The organism is Prevotella jejuni, from assembly GCF_900187995.1.
Classification (GTDB): Bacteria; Bacteroidota; Bacteroidia; order Bacteroidales; family Bacteroidaceae; genus Prevotella; species Prevotella jejuni.
This window is the reverse complement of the sequence record NZ_FZNZ01000004.1, coordinates 71111-93190: the sequence shown is the minus strand read 5'-3', so window position 1 is coordinate 93190 and position 22080 is coordinate 71111. Positions and strand designations below refer to the sequence as shown.

General features: G+C 42.6%; 20 protein-coding genes. 10 read left to right on the top strand and 10 right to left on the bottom strand.

The window, feature by feature from the left end; translation table 11 throughout:
- Nucleotides 1-163 precede the first annotated feature (163 nt).
- From CHB62_RS02365 to CHB62_RS02350, 4 genes are all read left to right on the top strand, one after another.
- The gene (locus CHB62_RS02365) at nt 164-616 is read left to right on the top strand and encodes a nucleoside deaminase (protein WP_089365548.1); all 453 of its coding nucleotides are present in this window, start codon (nt 164-166) and stop codon (nt 614-616) included.
- A 438-nt stretch (nt 617-1054) separates the two neighbouring features.
- Entirely contained in the window at nt 1055-1510 is a 456-nt protein-coding gene (locus tag CHB62_RS02360; RefSeq protein ID WP_089365547.1) for a hypothetical protein, read from the top strand.
- 6 nt (nt 1511-1516) lie between these two features.
- Nucleotides 1517-1999, top strand: a complete 483-nt coding sequence (locus CHB62_RS02355) for an RNA polymerase sigma factor (RefSeq protein WP_089365546.1) — start codon at nt 1517-1519, stop codon at nt 1997-1999.
- Entirely contained in the window at nt 1996-2385 is a 390-nt protein-coding gene (locus CHB62_RS02350; protein WP_089365545.1) for a PTS cellobiose transporter subunit IIC, read from the top strand. The genes CHB62_RS02355 and CHB62_RS02350 overlap by 4 nt, the downstream gene beginning before the upstream one ends.
- A 233-nt stretch (nt 2386-2618) precedes the next feature.
- Here the strand turns inward: CHB62_RS02350 and CHB62_RS02345 are convergent, their stop codons facing one another.
- Complete coding sequence (locus CHB62_RS02345) at nt 2619-3533, bottom strand: Cbp1 family collagen-binding glycoprotein adhesin (protein WP_089365544.1); 915 nt, start codon at nt 3531-3533, stop codon at nt 2619-2621.
- Nucleotides 3530-4252 carry a 16S rRNA (cytidine(1402)-2'-O)-methyltransferase gene (rsmI, locus tag CHB62_RS02340; protein WP_089365543.1) on the bottom strand — a complete coding sequence of 241 codons (723 nt, stop codon included), beginning with the start codon at nt 4250-4252 and terminating at the stop codon, nt 3530-3532. The genes CHB62_RS02345 and rsmI overlap by 4 nt, the downstream gene beginning before the upstream one ends.
- Nucleotides 4253-4778: 526 nt before the next feature.
- Between rsmI and CHB62_RS02335 the strand changes: the two genes are divergently transcribed.
- Together CHB62_RS02335 and CHB62_RS02330 are read left to right on the top strand one after the other, a co-directional pair.
- Entirely contained in the window at nt 4779-5378 is a 600-nt protein-coding gene (locus CHB62_RS02335) for a thymidine kinase (RefSeq protein ID WP_089365569.1), read from the top strand.
- Nucleotides 5379-5386: 8 nt separating this feature from the next.
- Nucleotides 5387-6511, top strand: a complete 1125-nt coding sequence (locus tag CHB62_RS02330) for an AI-2E family transporter (RefSeq protein ID WP_089365542.1) — start codon at nt 5387-5389, stop codon at nt 6509-6511.
- Between the two features lie 116 nt (nt 6512-6627).
- On the opposite strand, the gene CHB62_RS02325 is transcribed toward CHB62_RS02330, so the two are convergent.
- Both CHB62_RS02325 and CHB62_RS02320 read right to left on the bottom strand, forming a co-directional pair.
- Nucleotides 6628-7590, bottom strand: a complete 963-nt coding sequence (locus tag CHB62_RS02325) for a type I phosphomannose isomerase catalytic subunit (protein ID WP_089365541.1) — start codon at nt 7588-7590, stop codon at nt 6628-6630.
- A gap of 556 nt (nt 7591-8146) precedes the next feature.
- On the bottom strand, nt 8147-9424 hold the full coding sequence (locus tag CHB62_RS02320) for a glycoside hydrolase 5 family protein (RefSeq protein ID WP_176414835.1): 1278 nt from the start codon (nt 9422-9424) through the stop codon (nt 8147-8149).
- 217 nt (nt 9425-9641) lie between these two features.
- Between CHB62_RS02320 and CHB62_RS02315 the strand changes: the two genes are divergently transcribed.
- The 4 genes from CHB62_RS02315 (at nt 9642) to CHB62_RS02300 (ending at nt 13809) form a co-directional block, all read left to right on the top strand.
- Complete coding sequence (locus CHB62_RS02315; protein ID WP_089365539.1) at nt 9642-10643, top strand: methylenetetrahydrofolate reductase; 1002 nt, start codon at nt 9642-9644, stop codon at nt 10641-10643.
- Between the two features lie 18 nt (nt 10644-10661).
- A complete protein-coding gene (locus CHB62_RS02310; protein WP_089365538.1) occupies nt 10662-11801 on the top strand; it encodes a DNA polymerase III subunit in 1140 nt (379 codons plus the stop codon).
- Nucleotides 11802-11965: 164 nt separating this feature from the next.
- On the top strand, nt 11966-13294 hold the full coding sequence (locus tag CHB62_RS02305) for a PSP1 domain-containing protein (protein ID WP_089365537.1): 1329 nt from the start codon (nt 11966-11968) through the stop codon (nt 13292-13294).
- A 20-nt stretch (nt 13295-13314) separates the two neighbouring features.
- Nucleotides 13315-13809: a gliding motility lipoprotein GldH gene (locus CHB62_RS02300; RefSeq protein ID WP_009012257.1), complete on the top strand. Its 495-nt coding sequence runs from the start codon at nt 13315-13317 to the stop codon at nt 13807-13809.
- 1069 nt (nt 13810-14878) lie between these two features.
- Here CHB62_RS02300 and rodA read toward each other — a convergent pair.
- From rodA to CHB62_RS02270, 6 genes are all read right to left on the bottom strand, one after another.
- Complete coding sequence (rodA, locus tag CHB62_RS02295; RefSeq protein ID WP_089365536.1) at nt 14879-16354, bottom strand: rod shape-determining protein RodA; 1476 nt, start codon at nt 16352-16354, stop codon at nt 14879-14881.
- The gene (gene mrdA / locus CHB62_RS02290; RefSeq protein ID WP_089365535.1) at nt 16344-18710 is read right to left on the bottom strand and encodes a penicillin-binding protein 2; all 2367 of its coding nucleotides are present in this window, start codon (nt 18708-18710) and stop codon (nt 16344-16346) included. The genes rodA and mrdA overlap by 11 nt, the downstream gene beginning before the upstream one ends.
- 3 nt (nt 18711-18713) lie before the next feature.
- Nucleotides 18714-19214, bottom strand: coding sequence for a rod shape-determining protein MreD (gene mreD, locus CHB62_RS02285; RefSeq protein ID WP_009012254.1), 501 nt, complete (start codon nt 19212-19214; stop codon nt 18714-18716).
- Between the two features lie 111 nt (nt 19215-19325).
- The gene (gene mreC / locus CHB62_RS02280; RefSeq protein WP_009012253.1) at nt 19326-20210 is read right to left on the bottom strand and encodes a rod shape-determining protein MreC; all 885 of its coding nucleotides are present in this window, start codon (nt 20208-20210) and stop codon (nt 19326-19328) included.
- Between the two features lie 12 nt (nt 20211-20222).
- Nucleotides 20223-21245 carry a rod shape-determining protein gene (locus tag CHB62_RS02275; RefSeq protein ID WP_009012252.1) on the bottom strand — a complete coding sequence of 341 codons (1023 nt, stop codon included), beginning with the start codon at nt 21243-21245 and terminating at the stop codon, nt 20223-20225.
- Between the two features lie 46 nt (nt 21246-21291).
- Entirely contained in the window at nt 21292-21888 is a 597-nt protein-coding gene (locus CHB62_RS02270) for an IMP cyclohydrolase (protein ID WP_089365534.1), read from the bottom strand.
- Between the last annotated feature and the right edge of the window lie 192 nt (nt 21889-22080).

Sequence of the window (22080 nt, the reverse complement as noted above, 5' to 3'; positions counted from 1 at the left end):
TTATACGTATCAAATCGATTTACGGATGAAACAAAGGTATAGCCTACTTCTTCTAAAATCCTTAAACTTTATCACTCCCGTCAAGAATTGTGTACATTAATATTCACGCACAAAGTTAGAATAATCTTTCGTAAAATCAAAATAAAACCCGTATTTTTGCAGTATGAGTACAGAAGAACAAAGCAAGAAAGACCTATACTATATGCAGCGTGCATTGGCTGAAGCCGAAGCTGCATATAAAGAAGGTGAAATCCCTATTGGTGCTGTTGTGGTATGCCGTGACCGTATCATCGCTCGTGCCCATAACCTGACAGAGACGCTCAATGACGTTACTGCACATGCAGAAATGCAAGCAATAACCATGGCAGCCAATGAGTTGGGAGGTAAATATCTGCAAGATTGCACGCTATATGTGACGGTTGAACCTTGCATCATGTGTGCTGGTGCCATCGGTTGGGCGCAACTTCGGCGCATTGTCTACGGTTGTCCCGATGAAAAACGAGGCTATCATGAATATGCACCCAAGGCTTTCCACCCAAAAGCTAATGTTACTTACGGTGTAATGGAAGAGGAATGTCGAGCCTTGATGCAACGATTCTTCCAAGAAAGAAGGTAGGGATTGAGGAGTTAAGGAGTACGAAGGTAGTAAAAGGAGTTAAGACATTACCTTTGCTCCTAATACTAATAAAGATATAGAAAGGAAGGAGGAAGGATTTTATCGATGCCCTTTACAAGCATTAAAGGTAAGAGGTAAGCAGCTGATAGATGCCCTTTTAACCTCTCATAGCTACACTCCAACGAATTATTTACATGAAAATAAATATTTTTTTTCATGAAGAAAAATAATTATTTACACGACAATAAATATTTATTTTCATGTAAATAATTTGCTCAAAAGTTATTGTAAGCATAAAAAAGAGCCGTTATCAAGAATACAATTAATACCATAAAACAAATAAATTTATGCCTTTGATGTCACCTTTTACAAATCAACAACGTTATACAAGTGAATCGGTTCAGAAAGAAAACCAAATGTATAACATATTAAAAACAAATGATTATGAATTATGTAATATTAGAATCAATCATTAAAAGTCTCGTTCCAATAGCAATTGCAGTAGTTCTTCCTATCATAATGGCTTGGCTCTCTTACCGTAACAAACAACACGAAACAGACAAAAGAAGCGAGATTGTTACGGCTATTATTGAAAAGAATCCTGACATTGACGTGCAGGAGTTTCTCGACAAGCTGAACCCTTCAAAGAAATCATACAAAGAGCAACTGATGACAAAAATGCACCAGGAACTACTTTGGGGGACAATCTGTCTTATCGGAGGGGCGGCAACCATATTGGTTATTATAGTTTTGAGCATTTTGCAAAGTTTTGACAAAAGATATATCCCTATAGGCGCCGTATTTGGTGTTGTCCCATTGGCAGTAGGATGCGGGTTGTTAATCGCCTACAACAATGCCAAAAAGACTTTGGAAAACTTGAAAGACAACGATTAGGTTATTATGACAAGAGAACAATTCGTCGAACAGGTCGGTCGGGAACAGGCACATCTACGCCGGTTCCTGACGGCTTTATGCTGCGGCAATGGTGCTGAAGCTGACGATATTGCTCAAGAGGCTCTCATCAAAGCCTACCTTCGCAGTAGTCAATATGACGAACGTGGACAGTTCTCGGCTTGGCTAATGAAAATTGCTTATCGTGTCTTCATCGACTCACGTCGCAAACAGAAACACAAACAGGAACTACCCCTTGAGAAGGCTATCACGCTCCAAGGGAACAGTAAGAGTGATGATGCCTTCCGCTATCAAGAACTACACACTGCGTTGGCAACGCTCTCGGAGACAATGCGCACAAGTATCCTGCTTTATTATATGCAGGGTTATCAAATAAAAGAGATTGCAGAGATAACCGAAAACAGTGAGGATGCGATTAAGAAACAACTCTCACGTGGACGGCAAGAACTTAAACATATTTTGGAAAGATGAACGAAGATAAATTCTTGAAAGACTTACTCTCGGACTATCATCCACAACTGTCGGATGACAATGCCTTCATGCAAAAACTGCAACGACAGCTGGAACTCATCGAAGAAGTCAAGACGTATCAACGTGCGGAGAGGCGAAAGAACAAACTGATGTCGCTTAAACTGCTTGCTGTTGGTATTGTTTTGGGCTGTATTGTGACACTTGCGAGCTTCACACTGCCAACCATCTTTGACCGATATATCAACGGAACGCAATCAGAATTCATCCTTACCTTACTTCATAATGTTCAGTATGTCGGACTGGCAATAGGTGCAGGCTTCGTCACACTCAGCCTATTGTTTACCACGAAATTAGTAAATCTAAAAGACGAAGCACCACATCAATAGGGGCTTCTTAGGGTTTTGTAGAAGTTGACATAACAGATAGCACGATTACAAAAAAGGTAGACCTTTTTGGGCAAAAAGGTCTACCTTTTTTGAAGAAACCGTCAACCTTTTTTGAAGAAATAGTTACCCTCTTCTGAATATATCCAATTGTGAGACTGGAGTAAGTTTGGAGAAATAAAAAAGGAGATGTGCTGTTATAACACATCTCCTCTTTCTTATTTTGTATTTTATGATTATCTAACCTGAATAACCAAGTATTTGCTTGTGCTCCAGAATGTCTGTGGGTCAGTGATACGGAGTACATACTGTCCGTTTGTATCAGTTGTTAGCGTGTAACTGCTGCTTGGATGCGCTGTCAACAACTGTGCACTCTTACTATAAAGTTTGATCTCCTTGTTGATACGGATATCTATCTTTGTGAAGTAATTCTTGTTGAACGAACCCTGCAACACCTTTCCTCCGTCGAGAATACGTTGTGCCTTCAACTCGCTCTTAGTACCGAATACATACCAACCAGTGTTCAACTGCTTGTCTTGTGTATTAATGGTTTCGGTCTTCTGGTTGCTTTCTGTTTGCAAACTCTCCTTCTCTTTCGTAAGGTTCTCTTTATCGGCTGTAAGGTTCTCCTTATCTGTCTTGAGATTAGCAACGTCTGTATTCAAGCCAGTGATAGTCTCATCAAGTTCCTTGATATGAATGTTCTTTGACTCTAACTCAGCCCGCAACTGCTTCAACTCACGCTCCTTAGAACTCAGTTGATTGGTCAAACGATTCAAAGTCTCCTTCATTGCGTCACCCTTAAAGCCTGTCTCGCGTAATTGCTGCTGTAGTTTCTTGATGAGTTCACGGTTTTCTTGCATACGCTGAGCGATGAACTGAATGTTTTCCTTCATCTGTTCTGCCTTATCAACACGCTCACCATCCTTCGCTATCGTCACTCTATTCTCTGCTTCATTGATAGCTGCAAAACCCTGTTGGATGTCGTTCAACGTTCCCATCATATCGTTTATCTCGTGGTCACGAGCGTCAATGATGTTACGCAAAGAGTCACTCTTTATCTCAGATGGGTTTAATGCCGACTTCTTGTCTTGGTTGCAGGATGCCAGCGCAAGGGCTCCACATACTGCAAAAACTAATAGTTTATTCATACTTTCACGTTTTTATCCATTTGTTTCTTCCGTTCAGAAGACTTTACTTTGTCCTTTCCTGCCACAACAATAACGAACTCTCCTCGTGGTTCCGTCTCTTTGAAATGGGCGATAACATCTGCCAATGTTCCTCTAACACTCTCCTCGTGCACCTTTGAAATCTCACGACAGCAACTTACTTGTCGCTCTGCTCCAAACACCTCAGCGAACTGCTCCAACGTCTTCACCACTCTATAAGGGGACTCATAGAACACCATTGTGCGCGTCTCATCGGTTAAGCTCTCTAAATGAGACTTGCGTCCTTTCTTCTGAGGGAGGAATCCTTCAAAGCAGAAGCGGTCGCATGGTAAGCCACTTGACACTAATGCAGGTACAAAAGCGGTTGCTCCAGGAAGCGTCTGAACGGTTATCCCGTTAGCAGCAGCCTCACGAGCAAGGAAGAAACCAGGGTCGCTAATACCCGGAGTCCCCGCATCCGAGATAAGAGCAATCGTCTCTCCAGCCTTCAGTCTATTGACAATATTGGCAGTACTTGCATGTTCATTAAACTTATGATGAGACATAAGACGGTTCTTAATCTCAAAGTGCTTCAATAGAATACCCGATGTTCGAGTATCCTCACACAATACTAAATCAGCTTCCTTTAGGACTCTGATGGCACGGAGCGTCATGTCCTCCATGTTTCCAACCGGTGTCGGTACGAGATATAATGTTCCCATTGTTGAATGCAAATGTAAAGCAATTGTGTAGAAGAACAAAATAAATTAGCTTTTTTTACATAACAAACATCTCCATTTGCAAGGGACAAAACTTAGTAACAATGATGTTATAATTTTAACCCAAAAGCGTTATTAAACATCATACTTATCATCTCATCCTTTCAAGCGTAAAATATTCTAAAACACAGTCTGTCAGTATGTTTTATAACAACAAGGCTAAAACAAAATCTTAATAAATCCTTTACTTTCCAAGAAAACTTAACAGACAAAAACCTTTCCAACAACATTTAATAACGCATTGAAAGCTAAATAAAGTTGATATTCAGTATGCCCACCACTCCTATTAAGCCTCATCACGACCATAGAGAACGGTTGAAGAAAAGACTATTCTTGTCGAATAACACTGGGAAAATCCGTCGAGTTGCCCAGTTCTCACCCTCAAAAGGACAAAGAATAGGCCTACACAATAACTTTTAACGCTTATAGTATGACTATTCCTCGTAATTTATCTATCTTTGCAATAACTATGGCAAAGATAGATAATCATAATGGAGAAAGACGTCGTCAAGGGCGTATTGAGGTGATATGTGGCAGTATGTTCTCTGGTAAAACAGAAGAACTCATCCGTCGTATGAAGCGTGCTAAGTTCGCAAAGCAGAAGGTTGAGATCTTTAAACCTTCTATTGACACACGTTATTCGGACGAGGATGTAGTCAGTCATGACCAGAACTCCATCCATTCCACCCCTATTGATTCATCAGGAAACATTCTCCTTCTTGCCTCAGACATTGACGTCGTGGGTATTGACGAGGCCCAATTCTTAGACGAAGGACTAACAGATGTGTGCAACAAGTTAGCATACAACGGTGTACGTGTTATCATTGCAGGCCTCGACATGGACTATAAGGGTGTTCCTTTCGGCCCTATCCCAGCTCTTTGTGCTATTGCTGACGAGGTAACAAAGGTGCATGCAATCTGCGTGAAGTGTGGTGCCTTGGCATACGTTAGCCATCGTCTCATTGCCGACAATCGACGAGTGATGCTCGGAGAACAGCAGGAATACGAACCTCTATGCCGTGAATGCTACAAGAAGGCGACACAGGAAGAAGCAAACAAAAACGTTTAAAAAGACTTATGAGACAAACAATTACTTTCGATAAGTTCATCCGTTGGGCACTTATAGTACTTGCTGTTCTAACAGTTGGATTTATCATCAACGAACTATCTGAGGTACTCCTACCCTTCTTCATAGCATGGTTATTAGCTTATCTCCTCTATCCAATTGTTAAGTTTGTACAGTATAAACTACACGTACCAGGCAGAGCTTTAAGTATTATAGTCACCCTACTATTTGTTATAGCCATCTTTGCTGCTATCTTCTATTTCATTGTTCCGCCAATGATAGACCAAGTAGATCGATTCATGCACATAGCCAATCGCTATCTAAACGAGACGACTCACACTAACAATGTATCGACAATGGTGCAGCAGTGGATTAAGGAGAACCAATATGAAATCGAACGATACCTGAAGAGTCCGGACTTTAGAAACACCATCAGGACCGCTATGCCGAAGCTCTTCTCAGTAATAGGACAGACGGCGAGTGTCGTTCTCTCCGTCATTGCCTCATGTATCACGCTGCTGTATATGTTCTTTATTCTGCTCGATTATGAGGTGTTGACTAACAATTGGATTAAGATATTCCCTAAGAATGCACGCCCTTTCTGGGCCGGACTGGCACAAGACGTAGAGCGAGAACTCAATAACTACATCCGTGGACAAGGACTGGTATCACTCTGTATGGGAGTACTCTTCTGTATTGGCTTCACCATTATAGATTTCCCAATGGCTATCGGACTGGGCATACTCATCGGTATTCTCAACCTTGTACCTTATCTTCACACCTTTGCCCTCGTCCCAACAGCATTCTTGGCACTACTCAAAGCGGCTGATACAGGGCAGAATTTCTGGATTATCTTTGGGTCGGCTTTGGCCGTGTTTGCCATCATACAGGCCCTTATGGATATGGTGATAACACCGAAGATAATGGGTAAAGCCATGGGACTTAACCCTGCTATCCTACTCCTCTCACTCTCTGTATGGGGTGCTCTCTTGGGCTTTATCGGACTTATCATAGCCCTTCCACTCACCACACTCATCATTGCTTACTGGCAACGATACGTAACAAAGGATATCGACAAAGACGGGATAGAGGTACTATCGACCCTCACAGAGGACGCAAAAGAGACGAAAGAGTAAACTTATCATCCATTAGTTATAAAGAAAACGGCTCTCCTTTTCATTCGAGAAGGAGAGCCGTTTTCTTTATAATCACCTCACAGATGATGCTTCAGAAACGTTACTTGCGTCATTGATTACACGTATGACTCCAAGAATTTGATAGTTCCTGAAACCTTGACAACCGTTGTTGTAGCTGGAAGGAGTACACTCTCACCTGCACGGAATGAGATAGTATTGCCCTCAGCATCAGTAATCTCACCCTCACCCTTGAGTCCAACAAAGATGACAAAAGAGTCCAAATCACTATAATCGAGTGTCATTGGCTCTATAAGGTCATAGACAGAAGTGGTGAAGTAAGGACAGCTAACGAGTTCTACAGGCTCATTCTGACGTGCCTCATACTGTGTGCGATAGTCTGGATAGACGGTATAATCGATGCACTCAGCAGCTTCCTTGGTATGCAACTGACGATAATTGCCCGCTGCATCCTGACGCTTGAAGTCATAGATACGGTAGGTTACATCGCTTGTCTCCTGTATCTCTGCCAAGAAACAGCCTGCACCAATAGAGTGGATACGACCTGCTGGCAAGAAGAACACATCGCCTTCCTTCACAGGATATTCTGACAAAGCCTCTGTAATAGTATCATTTTCAACCATTTCCTTGTATTGTTCTGGGGTAATCTGCTGCTTCAAACCGCTACGAAGAGAAGCATCAGCATCACTTTCCATCACATACCACATCTCTGTCTTACCACGACCTAAACCCTGTGCTTGTGCCTGCTCGTCCGTTGGATGAACCTGAATAGAAAGCTGCTCGCGTGCATCAATGAACTTAACAAGCAGAGGGAACTCATTACCAAAGCGTTCATAGTTCTCCTTACCCACCAATTTATCCTTCAAAGTCTCAACAAGTTTGTTCAGTGTCCAGCCCTTATATTCGCCATTAGAGACAACACTCTCGTTGTCCTTAACACCTGAAATTTCCCAGCTTTCGCCCACCTGCTTCTGATCAGAAGTCAGATGCTTGAAAGGTACTATCTTTTCTCCACCCCAAAGGATAGACTTCAAAAGAGGATTAAACTTAAACATTTCCATTTTTTATTGCTTTTTTAATGTTTCAAACGTCCTTATGACGAGGCCTGCACATGGCCTTCATTCGTACTGCAAAGTTACACTTTATTCCGTAGATAACCAAAGATTATACTGAAAGAAGACAAGTGTACGTCTTTAAGTAGGCAATTGCTTAATATCAGTAACTAAATGTCAAGACCCTTCCACACGTCTATCAAGTAGTGTAAAGCTCGTTTTTACACGCATTAAAGACCAGAGATACTCTACTTGCTATCGGTATGATAGATAGCGAAAAACCGTCGGGTATAAATTATTTTCACGAAGAAAAATATTTTTCTTCATGATAAAAAATATTTTCTTTCACGATAAAAAATATTTTTCTTCATGATAATAATTCGCAGACCAGAGACAAGAGGGCATGAAAAAAGGTGCCTAACTGAATCTCAATTAAGCACCTCTATCCCTTCTATCGAGCATTGACGGCAACGCTATCAAAGCCTGATGATAATATAACTAAGCATTCTTTAACGACAAGAATACCATCGTTTATTGACTAAAAATAGTTCTCAAACAATCCAAACTATTTGATTTCAGACATACGTTTCGTATGTTTTTGAATAATCTTCAAGGTAGACTTGTCTGATGCAAACACACTATAAAACCCTTGTGGTTCGTGTGCTGGGTCGCAAGTGAAGTCATCTCCTGCCTGCCAACGCTCATGTCGAGGCTTTGCATAACCTCCCCAACCCCAGAAATTGCAGGCAACAAGGAGTCCACCATGCACTGCATTCTCTGCAACAGCGTCCATAACATACTTGTAATAAGCATCGCGAGCCTTCGTCGAACTCTTCAATGAGAACGAAAAACCGTCCCGAGGATAACCGAACTCTTCAAGTACAAGGGGCTTATTAAGGCGCTTGCAGATGGCAAGATGGCTGTCGATATAATCTTGTGTCTGCTTAAAACTTGCCTTGAGATCCTCCTTCAGATGTGTCTTTCTTGCCCATTGCCAGTTATACGGCCAGATGTGAATATTACAGTAGTCGACGTTCTTGTCAGCACAGATACGCTCAAAGCAACCATAATCACGCTCACAACCGAAGGCACCTTCGCTTCCAAGACTGATAAGATGGTTCTTATCCAGACTGCGAACAAGTGCTGTAGCCTCTGAGAGCCACTTCTCAAACTCTGGTAAAGCTTCCTTTGAGAAGGCACGAGGCTCGTTACATATCTGCCAAGACATGATGGTTGGGTCGTCGACATACTTCATTCCAGAGTATCTATTAGTACGGCTAAGGATGAAGCGGATATGGTCATAGAACATCAAATGAGCCTTCTGATTAGCAGCAAACTTACTGGCAAACTTTGTGTAAGCACCATAGCCGTCCCTACGTGGTATCAAAGCTGGTCCCTCATCAGCCCACTCCAAATAAGCACCATAGCCTCCACTCCACTCCCAAGAGTTGGTGAGATAAAGTACAGCAACCATCTTTCGCTTGCTCATCTCCGTCAAGAGATAATCAAGCCCAGCGAGGATAGAGTCGTTATACACCCCCGGACGAGGCTGTAAGACAGGTTCAACCTTATCTTCAACACCCGGCAGACCATCCGCACCCACCAAGATGCGGAGGTTATCTATGCCTAAACGCTGTAGCTCATCAAGCTCCCGACAAAGGCGCACACGGTCGCCCCCCGGTCCTTCAGAGCCAAGTATGGCCCCATACCAGAAGTTAGCTCCCACGTAATAGTAGGGTTTTCCACCACGGATAAAGCGTCCGTTCTTTACTTTCACAAAGTCTCCGGCCATCATATTTACGGCCATTGCTAAGGCAAGAATTGCCATAAAAACTCTTTTCATATATTAGTAGTAATTCTAAATAATACTCATTCGTCCTGCTTTATACCCCTCTTTGGGAAGAAGCATCTACTTATTAATACACTTGAAGCACGTTTTTCCCTTACATAGAGAGCTACTTTTAGAAGTACAAATAGGCTTTTACTTTTTTACTCTTTAAGTGTTTTACTTATCCAAACCTGCCCCTTTTCTCACAATTATTTACTAACTTTGTAGCCAAATGGACAACAACATAACATATATAAAGCAAATACTAAATGACGAGACGGGCGAGAAACATTTCTCATTTGAGGTTCTTCCCCCTTTGAAAGGTAGTGGAACAGCGTCTCTCTTTCGCAATATTGACCAGCTCAAGGAGTTTAATCCGAGCTTCATAAACATCACTACTCACCACAGTGAGTTTGTCTATCACGAACGTGAAGACGGTCTGCTGGAACGCCAGAGTGTACGTCGTCGCCCGGGGACAGTGGCTATCGCAGCTGCTATTCAGCAGAGGTATGGCATTCCTGTCATCCCTCATGTGATATGCTCAGGCGCTACAAAGGAGGATATTGAGTACGAACTACTCGACTTGCAGTTCTTGGGTATTGAAAACCTTATGCTCCTGCGTGGTGATAAAGCACGTGAAGACCGCTTCTTCACACCGACCGAGGGCGGGCATAGTCATACAACAGAACTGATTGAACAGGTGAACAGCTTCAACGAAGGAATATTCACTGATGGTTCTACAATGAAACATCCTGGTAAGCCTTTCGTATATGGTGTAGCATGCTATCCAGAGAAACATGAGGAGGCACCGAACCTCGAACAGGACCTACGATACCTCAAACAGAAACAGGACCTTGGTGCTACTTTTGCCGTAACACAGCTTTTCTACGATAATGAGAAGTTCTATAATTTCGTTGATCAGGCTCGTAAGATGGGTGTTACCATCCCTATCATACCGGGAATTAAGCCGTTTGCAAAGCTGTCTCAGCTGCATGTCGTACCAAAGACATTCCACTGTGACATCCCAGAAGAGCTTGCTGGGTTGGCTTTGCTGTGTAAGACGGATGAGGAGGCACGCCTGTTAGGTATTGAATGGGCCGTGAGACAGGTAAAAGACCTTTATGCGCATGGTTTCAACAACGTACATTTCTATACCGTATCGGCTGTAAGCAGTGTGCACGAGGTGATGAAGCGAATAGTAGAGAGTGGTCTTCTACAACAGAACAGCAAATAAATAAGAATACAAGAGAAGATGGACTTTTCAGAAGTTATAGGACAAGAAGCAGTTAAGGAACGGCTTATTCAGATGGTTAAAGAAGACCGTCTGCCTCATGCCTTACTCTTCTGCGGTCCTCATGGAGCGGGTAAGATGGCGCTTGCAATGGCTTTTGCCTGTTATTTGCTCGCTGGTGATGAGACGAATGGAGAATCATCTCCATCCGTGTCTAATGCTCGTGCCATGCTTCGCAACTGGGAACATCCTGACCTTCATTTCTCTTATCCTACCATCAAACTGCCAAGCATGAGTAGTGAACACCAACCCGTAAGTACTGACTTTGCGAAGGAATGGCACGGACTCATCATGCAAGGGACTTACTTCACCATGAATCAATGGATGAGTCAGATGGGGGCTACCACACAACAGGCTATCATCACGGGTGCTGAGAGCGACGAACTGTCACGTGTCTTGGCGTTGAAATCAAGTCAGGGAGGCTATAAGGTGTCTATCATCTGGCTGCCAGAGCGAATGAACCTCACCTCAGCTAACAAACTATTGAAGCTGTTGGAGGAACCACCACAGGGCACAGTCTTCCTCATGGTATGCGAGGAACCAGAGAAGCTACTCGAGACTATCGTCAGTCGTACACAGCGTATTGATGTGAAACGGATAGAAGACAAAGCAATAGAAAACGCCCTCGTCGACAAGAGGGGTATTGATGCTGATGCAGCTCACCGCATTGCCCGCATTGCAAATGGTAGTTGGTTGAAAGCATTGGAATCACTGGACGCTGGTAATGAAAACCGTGAGTTCCATAACATGTTTCAGATGCTTATGCGCCTATGTTACCTCCGTAACGTAAAAGACCTCAAGCGTTGGAGTGAGGTTGTGGCTGGTTATGGACGAGAGAAAGAACGTCGTATGCTCACTTACTTCCAACATCAAGTGCGTGAGAACTTCATGTTTAACTTCCGAACTCCTGAACTTAACTACATGACACTGGAGGAGGAGAACTTTGCAAAGAACTTTGCTCGATTCATCAACGAGGCTAACGTCATTGAAATCAACGAACTCTTCCAACGTGCCAATCGTGATATTGGACAGAATGCAAACGCTAAGATTGTCTTTTATGACATGGCTCTGAAACTCATTGTGTTGTTGTTGAAGAAGTAGACGAGTTGACAAGTAGACGAGTTGACAGGTGGACAAGTTGACAAGTTATATGCTTGAAAGCTGTACAATATAATTTATCATTGCTTATCACAGCCTACCATCCCTCTCTATCAGAGGTCAACATGGAGGCTTCCAATATATATATAAACAAAAAGAAACAATCAATGGATTACAAAGATATGAAATTCAAGGTCTGGCATGGGTGTGACCGAGGTTTATGCCACAAAGGGTGTGGCAGACAAAACCACCAGCTGAACACCTTCGACTGGCTGGCTGACGTGCCTGGCAACAACCAGACAACCGACCTTGTTGAGGTTCAATTTAAGAATACTCGTAAGGGTTACTACCACAATGTCAACAACCTTGACTTGAAGAAGGGTGACATCGTGGCTGTTGAAGCTAACCCTGGACATGACATAGGAGTCGTTACGCTGACAGGAAGACTCGTCAAACTGCAAATTAAGAAATCGTCGACAGTGAAGTCACCTGACGACATCAAGCGTGTCTATCGCCTTGCTAAAGAGGTTGATATGCAGAAGTATCATGAGGCTAAAGCACGTGAGCACGCCACAATGATTGAGAGTCGACAGATTGCAAAAGGCTTAGGTCTGAAGATGAAGATTGGTGACGTAGAGTATCAGGGCGATGGGAACAAAGCTATTTTCTACTATATTGCTGACGAACGTGTCGACTTCCGCCAGCTTATCAAGGACCTTGCTGCTGCCTTCCACGTACGAATTGAAATGAAACAGATTGGAGCACGACAGGAGGCAGGCCGCATCGGAGGTACAGGACCTTGTGGTCGTGAACTTTGTTGTGCTACTTGGATGAAGAATTTCTCAAGTGTCTCTACCACTGCTGCACGTATTCAAGATATCTCACTCAACCCTACTAAACTGGCGGGAATGTGTGCTAAATTGAAATGTTGCCTTAACTATGAGGTTGACGACTACATGGAGGCTGGCAGGAAACTACCAAGTAAGGAGGTGATATTGGAGACTATGGATGGTGAATACCATCTCTTTAAGACTGACATACTCAATGGTCTATGCACCTACTCTACTGATAAGAACCTTGCAGCAAACCTCGAGACCATCAGTGCGGAGCGTGCTAAGGAGATTATCGAACTGAACCGACGTGGTGAAAAGCCTCTATCGCTACTTGAAGATGGTAAGGCCAAACCGACGAAGAAGCCTGTCGACCTCCTTGCAGGTGCTGATCTCAGTCGATTCGACAAGGCTAAGAAGCGCAAGAAGAACAACCAATCGCGCAATAACAACGGTCAACAAGGGGGTAGACCACAACGTGAAAACCGTCGTAACCAGCGGGATGGACAGGATAACGGCCGTCAGCAGAATGACAACAGACGTCCACAGAACGACAACCGTCGCCCACAGAATAGTAATCGACGCCCTTATAACGGTCCTCGCCCTGCTCAGCAACAGAACGAAGGTGAACCACAGAACAATAGAAATGAAGGCAGACAGCCTTAGCAAACGGAAAGAACACAAGAATGAAACATAAGGTTTCCACCTTATTATATATAATAGTACTCATGATTACCATCATGAGTACTACTTCATGTAACGACCCACGCACCTACGACCAATACAGAGGTGTGTCGCTACAGGGATGGTTGCGCAATGACACACTTACTTTTGATATTCCTCGACAATGGGAGGGTAACTACCAGTTAGACCTTTGTCTACGTGCTGCACGAACTTATCCTTACCGCAATATAAGTATGATTATTGAACGGAAGGTTATCTACTTCAAGCAACGTAAGAAACAAGAGAGAACATATAACGATACTGTTAACTGCGAGATTGTCAACGACAAGGGTACTTTGGTTGGTCAGAAAGGTATCACAAGCACTGAGATACGTCAGCCTATCACTTCCTTCCAGCTCAATCGCAACGATTCGTTGCATGTCACAATACATCATATCATGAGCCGTGAGTCCGTCCCAGGAATTAGTGACGTTGGTATCAGACTTCTTAAGAAATAAGTAGTAAAGACAAATAATAAAGGCTGCTTTAAGCTCCACACATCGGAGTCTTGAAGCAGCCTTTATCTACTCTATAATCTGTCCTTAGCTGAACAAAATAAGAAAGGGCGATAAACCGCAACAAACAAGTAATGCTAATCAAAGTGACATTACTATGCTTGACAGTGTTGCTATTATTGGTGTACGTTTAAGCCAACGTGCTTTTAAATAAGCACTTACACTTCACTTTCTTTCATTCAAAAGTGATTAATCCTCTTACTCGCCATATTCTACAATGATATAGAGTATTATACACCTTACAAAGAACCGTGCCGCGTGAAATATTATGACCAATGACAAAGACACACAGACACATACTTTCAAAAGCAACAGACACCCCAAAAAGGGTTCTTCCGTTAAATGTGTAGATTGTTAATAGAATGAGATTAATCCACATACATGGTAAGCTTACCTCTAATAAAATTGTTTTATAAGGGGGAGGTAAACTATATGATAAATGTAATTAGGTGTGATGTCTATCTGTCATCTATAACCTACTTATTCCCTTATTAAATCATGTTTGTAAACTATTTTTGTACAGCTCAGACCCAATACATGCTCTTTTGGCTTCTAAAAGACGCCCTTCTGGCTTGCAAAAGATGCTCTTTAAGACCCTTGCTAACGCCCTTTTGAAGTCCAATTAAGCACCTTTTACTTTACTGCTTATAACTAATTGATATTCTGTTGATTGTAAACCTGCTTCATGTGTGTGTTTTTGCCGTTATTTATAGATGTTTTCTTTGAAATTATGTAATGATTTTTTAACCCTTATCTGCAGGTTTTCGATGTCTTAAAACGAAAAGATTTTCAATGAAAGAGGATGAAATAGGATAAATAGTTGACAACTTTCTCTGCTATATTTTTGTTTTATGAGTAACTTTGGCTCTTACGTTAAAGCACTACGAAAAGCGTCCACACATTTAACGGAAGAACTCCAAAAAGGGCTATTCCACATACAACAAGAGTAATGGAATATCCTTTTATCAGCATAAATCATAAAAGGAAAATCATCTAAGCGTAATCTTATCTCTTACTGACGGATAAGATTACGCCCAGCATCAATGCGGAGGAAGATAAATAAGAGTAATGTGAAACCCCAAAGAGAAGAACCTCCGTAACTAAAGAATGGTAACGGAATACCGATTACAGGCGTCAGACCGAGTACCATCCCGACGTTTATAAACACGTGGAACAGGAAGATTCCTGCCACACAATAGCCATAGACCCGCCCGAACTTAAAGGGTTGTCGGTCGGCAAGGTACATCAGTCGAAGGATAAGACAGAGGAACAACACAAGTACTGAGGCCGAACCAAGGAAGCCTTCCTCCTCTCCTACGGTACAGAAGATAAAGTCGGTGTCTTGCTCAGGCACGAACTTCAACTTTGTCTGCGTCCCATTCAAGAACCCTTTGCCCTGCAAACCACCAGAGCCGATGGCAATCTCACTCTGATGCACATTATATCCCGCCCCTGCAAGGTCCTCATCCAATCCTAAGAGTACATTGATACGTACTCGTTGGTGGGGCTGCATGACATCGTTCAAAACATAGTCTGCTGAATAGAAAAAGGCTATTGAACCTAAAGCAAACAATGCTATATAGAAATAGTTGGCAAAGCGAGTATTCATCGCATTATAGACTAAATAGCCAATGACACATGCTGATATAACCAACTGAACCCAAACAACATCAAAAGGTATGACAAATTCAGAGAATAATAAGGCAAGGGCTGTAATACCAAAGACGTAGGTTAATAACAAGCGCATACGTCCCTTGTCGCCCACATAAACCCATACCATAACGGATGAGAATACCTGAACAAGCAAGAGGACCACAAACTTTCCTAAAGACGTTGGTGTGTCCCACAACAATATATCCTCATACTTGATTCCAACAACGAAATAAATGATCATTGCCAGTCCCGTAAAGAGAAATGCACCAGACATTCCTTCACGATAAAGCATGAGGAAGAAGGAAAGATAAACCAATGCTGAACCTGTCTCGCGCTGTCCTACAATACATAACATCGGTAGGAAGATGATTCCACAAGCACCTGCGAAATGCTTCCAATTCTTAATTGTAAAGCCATAAGCAGACATAAACTTGGCAATTGCCAATGCCGTTGCGAACTTAGCAAATTCGGCAGGTTGAAGTCGGAGTGGACCAAGCACAATCCATGAACGTGAACCTTTAATACTATGAGGATTAAAGATTGTGGCAAATAGGAGGAGCACTAATAAACCATAGATTACGTAAGCAAAGGTGTCATAGAAGCGGTCGTCCATCATTAGAAGCACAAAGCCTAAACAGATAGAAGTACCAATCCACACGATTTGCATACCCGAACGAGTTGAAAGTGAGAAGATCTCTGTATCTCCATAAGTATAACTCGCACCGCAGACGCTTACCCACCCGAAAGTGAGTAACGCTATATAGATACCAATCGTCCACCAGTCTAATGAACGAAGAACACCCGGCTGTCTGTCTGCTGTATAATTACTTGGCACGATTTACTTTCTCCTTACTATTTTGTTTCGCCTTGGATTGACCATTAGACTTATCTTTGATCTGCTCCTTAGGCTTATCTTTTACTTGCCCTTTAGTTTTATCCTTCGACCGTTCCTTAGGCTTATCTTTTGCCTGTTCTTTGGACTTCACCTTGGTTTGTTCCTTGGGTCTGTCCTTTGGTTGGTCCTTAGGCTTTTCCTTGTCCTTAGAATTCTCTTTACTCTCCTTTCGCGTTTCCTTATTCTTTTCTTTATCTTTTTCCTTCTTATCGTCGCCCTTATCTTTGTCTTTCTTCTCTGTCTTGACCTTCGTATCAGGCTCTACACGGATAGCAGGGTCGTTCTGAGGTTCCTTCTTCTTCTCCTTATCTTCTGCATCCTTCTTTGCCTTTGCCTCTTTAAGTTTCTCGGCTACAGCCATGTCCTGCTTTTCTCTGACCTTCTTCAGTGAGTCGCGAATAACATTCACACGTTTTATAGAATCGAGACGAACTGAGTCTGCACGTGAGAGAGGACGCTTAAAGGAGTAAGAGATGTGACGACTCTGAAGAGCTGCAGCACGAGCCTCATCCCCAGGTGTCAGTTTACCGTTGATATACTGCTCTATCATGAGTGAGCCGATAGGCACACCGTAATCAGCACCAAACCCACCATTCTCAACATAAACAGCAATGGCAATCTTCGGAGTATCAACCGGTGCAAAGCCCATAAACACTGAGTGGTCCTTACCACGGTTCTGTGCTGTACCCGTCTTACCAGCTAACGAGTAACCAGGATGGACTGCATGCGCACATGTTCCACCACGAACGGAGGACATCATACCCGCTATTACCTCTTGATAAGCTTTGATGCTTCCCTTTGTACGATGCTTCTCAAGATACTTCTTATCCAGTTTCTTGCCTTGAATATTACGTACAACGTGTGGCGTAATGAAATATCCACGATTGGCAATCGTAGCACCCAAGTTGGCAATCTGTAATGGGGTAAGGTTAACCTCACCTTGTCCAATAGAGATAGAGATTACTGATAATGGGTTCCATTTCTTAAAAGCATTATCATAGAACTTCGCATTTGGGATCATTCCTCGCTTCTCTCCTGGAAGGTCAATACCAAGTTTATAACCAAAGCCCATTGATACCATATAATCGCGCCATACGTTCATCGCATCCTCCAACGTCTTATACTTCCTACGATTGGAGAGCATGTGATAGAGTCCCCAACAGTAATAACTGTTACAAGAAGTACTAATGGAAGGTACCAAAGAGATTGGAGAGGCATGAGCGTGACAACCTACATGGAGTCCCTTAAAGTTAAATCCATGATGACAAGGATAACGAGTTGAGTCTGTAACAATCCCTTCTGTGAAATAAGTAACAGCCTGTCCGGTCTTAAACGTTGAACCTGGAGGATACTGACCCATTATCGCACGATTGAGCAGAGGCTTAGCTGGGTCTAAGGTCATCTCACGTTGATACTTACCACGCAGTTTACCTATCATGGCACGAGGGTCGAAAGTAGGTGCTGAGACCATTGCTAAGATCTGTCCCGTCTTAGGTTCAATAGCCACGATAGCACCGAGTTTTCCTTCCATCAAACGTTCGCCAAGGGCTTGAAGATTAGCATCAAGACCAAGCTGAATGTCTCGTCCGGGATGTGGACGCTGATCATACTTACCATTCTGATAGCGACCTTGTATCTGACCATGCGCATCTCGCAGAAGTATCTGTACTCCCTTTACACCACGTAAGTCTTTTTCATACTCACGCTCGATACCCATCTTACCGATATAATCGCCTGCCTGATAGTAGTCATCATCCTCTATATCACTCTGACTTACCTCAGCAACGTCGCCAAGGACATGGGCTGCAATAGGTTGTTGATACTGTCGAACACTACGTTTCCTTATATAGAAGCCTGGAAAACGATAGAGTTTCTCTTGGAAAGCACTAAAGTCTTTATCACTTAACTGGCTCAAGAAGAGTTGTTGCGTGAAACGTGAGTATCCTGGATTCTTGTTTCTATCCTTGATATTAACCATCCGGTTAATAAAGTCGGCCTTAGTTATGTTCAAAGCCTTGCAAAACTCGAGCGTGTCAAGATGGCCCCTCATCTCGTTAGTAACAACCATGATGTCATAAGCTGGCTGATTATAAACCAGCAGCTTACCGTTCCTATCAGTGATAGTACCACGCGATGGGAACTCAATCTTCTTTAGGAAAGCATTAGAATCAGCACTCTTCCGATAGTCGTCACTGGCTATCTGAAGAGCAAAAAGGCGTATGATGTATATCGCCACAATACCTATTGCAACAGCACTAAGCACGAGGCGACGTTTTTCTAAGTCATAATTCTTCATTTCTTATCGCCTCCTAACGTTCTCAACAACAAGAATAAGAATCACAGTGAGCAATGAACTACCTCCAATACACTGTAGCCATTCAAACACATTAAAGAAGCTGAACATCTCTAAAGAGAAGAAGACAACACAGTATATCAAGGTGAGAATGGCCACATACCACGTATATTGCGGTATACTTAACGTATCCATACCTGCTTGGAAGTTCTCACTACTATCACGAGGAATGAACAGCTGCAACACAAAAGGTTGTAAAGCAGCTATTAAAGTCAACGAACTTGCAGCTACACCTGGCGTATTCGAGAAGGTGTCAATCGTTAGTCCCATCACAAAAGCCCATAACAGAATAGCCCACTGAGGATAATTACGAGGGAAAAGAAGAATGAAATAGATATAAAGCAATGGCGTGGCAACAGCAAACAGATGGATGTGATTAAGTACAAACACCTGTGCTACCGTCAAAACAGTAAACCAAAGCAAACGTTTTAGAAAATCTATATTCATTCTTTCTATACGTGTATATAAAGGGGATAATAGTCACACAAAACGAAGAAATTGCTTATAAAGTGGACTTATCCGGCCTTTCTCCAAACTAATACTATTGATAGTCACAGCTTACTGTGCTTTATTTCCTATCTGCTCCTCAATAGGCTTGATAGAATCTTGTGCTGCTTTTATAACTTCTCGCTGGTCTCTTATAGAAGCATCATCTATTACACAAACATCACGAAGATTACCGAAATCAGTTGAGAGCTGTATCTGCAAGCGATAAGAGAGACCATCCTCCGAATTATAGACATGCTTTACCTTGCCTACTAACACCCCAGCTGGGAAAACGGAAGAATATCCACTCGTCACGACACGATCGCCTAACTTAAACTTAGCATGTCGAGGTATATCATCCAAATAGGCTACATCAGATGCGCCACCATTCCAATGAAGATAACCAAAGTAGTCACGTCCTTGAATGGAACAACTGATATTTGACTTTGAATTCAGCACTGGGATAACAACAGCATAATGGATACCTGCCATATAGACAATACCTACAACACCATTACCACAGGCTACGCCCATATCTTTCTGTACTCCATCCCATGTTCCCTTATTGATGGTGATAAAGTTATTTGGCTTATCCAGCGAGTTAGCAACAACCTTTGCTTGTATCAAACGGAACTTAGACAGGAAACGATACTGACCTTTATGAAGAAAGGTAGAATCCTTTGTTTTATCATACAGTTGGGCGGACAACGCCTTAACTTGCTGTTCCAATTCGAGGTTACGCTTGGTTAAAGCTTCATTCACCTCACCCATTGTCAGATAAGATGTAACCTTCGAACTCCCTTCATAAGCCAAACCAGCAACGTAGTTTGCCGACGTGAACCACACACTGCCCTGATAGTCATTGAATCGGAACAGGAGAACCATACTCAAGACTTCCAGGGCAACGAACAAGAACCAATGCTTGTACTTAGCAAGGAACTCTGTCAGATTGTGCATGAACAGTTATTGTTATCTCATTAAGAACGAGAATCGGTCTACGTTCTTCAATGCAATACCGGCACCCTTAGCCACACTGTGCAATGGGTCTTCGGCTATATGGAATGGAATATTAATCTTATCTGTCAAGCGCTTGTCGATACCACGAAGCAAAGCACCACCACCACTGAGATAGATACCATTCTTTACGATATCAGCATAAAGCTCAGGTGGAGTGTTCTCCAATGCTGAAAGTACAGCATTCTCAATCTTTGCTACTGTCTTATCAAGGCAATGAGCTATCTCTTGATAGCATACAGGTACCTCCATAGGAAGAGCTGTTATACGGTTAGGACCATGTACGATGTAATCCTCTGGAGCCTCCTCACCAAGGTCTGTCAGCGCTGAACCTACATGAAGCTTGATACGTTCTGCCATACGCTCACTGACCTTTACATTGTGCTGGCGGCTCATATACTCTTGAATATCAGCTGTAAGATCATCACCAGCAACACGAATAGAGTTGTTACATACGATACCTCCTAAAGAAATCACAGCTATCTCCGTACTTCCACCACCGATATCAACAATCATGTTACCCTCTGGTGCCTCTACATCAAGACCCATACCAAGGGCTGCTGCCATTGGTTCGAAGATAAGGTAAACATCACGACCATCAGCATGTTCTGCTGAGTCACGCACTGCACGAAGTTCTACTTCTGTAGAGCCAGATGGCACTCCTATCACCATACGCAGTGAAGGAGAGAAGAAACGATTACCTGTGTGAACCATTTTAATGAGTCCACGCATCATCTGTTCACAAGCTGTAAAGTCTGCAATAACACCGTCACGTAAAGGGCGAATAGTACGAATATTGGGATGTTCCTTCTCGTACATCATCTTCGCATCACCTCCCACAGCAATCATCTTATCTGTGCGACGGTCCAGAGCTACTACTGACGGCTCATCTACAACAATCTTATCATCACTGATAATGATTGTGTTTGCCGTTCCCAGGTCCATAGCTATTTCCTGGATAAATGAAAATAATCCCATTAATATATGTGTATTTTGTAAATTTCTAATTCTTTATCTTATATGCTTATTCCGCTGCAAACCAACGATGAATAGCTGTGTCATAATGACTACTAACACCAAAAGCACGCTCTGCAAACATCTTTCGGTCTTCAATATCTGTCTGTGCTCCATTCGTGTTAAGTATCTGAAGCAACACAGGATATTCTGCTTTACTTGGCACTATGACAACATCCTTGAAATTCTTTGCACCCGCACGTATCAGCGAGATACCACCAATATCTATCTTCTCAATGATATCCTCTGCACTGGCACCACTGGCTACTGTCTGCTCGAAAGGATAGAGGTCTACGATAACAAGGTCGATAAATGGAATATCATACTCCTTCATCTGTGCTTGATCGTCTGCATTATCACGACGAGAGAGGATTCCTCCAAATATCTTCGGGTGGAGTGTCTTTACGCGACCACCAAGAATAGAAGGGTAAGATGTAACCTCTTCAACCTTTTGACACTCATAGCCTAAGGACTCAATAAACTCCTGTGTACCGCCAGTACTTAGGAACTTAACGCCTTCTTCGTGTAATTTCTTGAGCAAATCCTCAAGTCCATCTTTGTGAAAGACCGAAATAAGAGCAGTCTTAATTTGTTTTTTACCAGCCATTGTAAAACATTTTATGGATTTGATGTGCAAAGTTACTAATTAAAGGTGACTAAACAATATTTTAAATCAAAAAAAAACAAAAGGTGAGCAACTAATTGATTAAAGTCTAATAAGCTGCCATCTTTTGTTTTATTATGCTTGTTCTCTGAGCGCTGCTGTTTTGTTCTTAACTCCCTACAAAGCTCTCTTTAA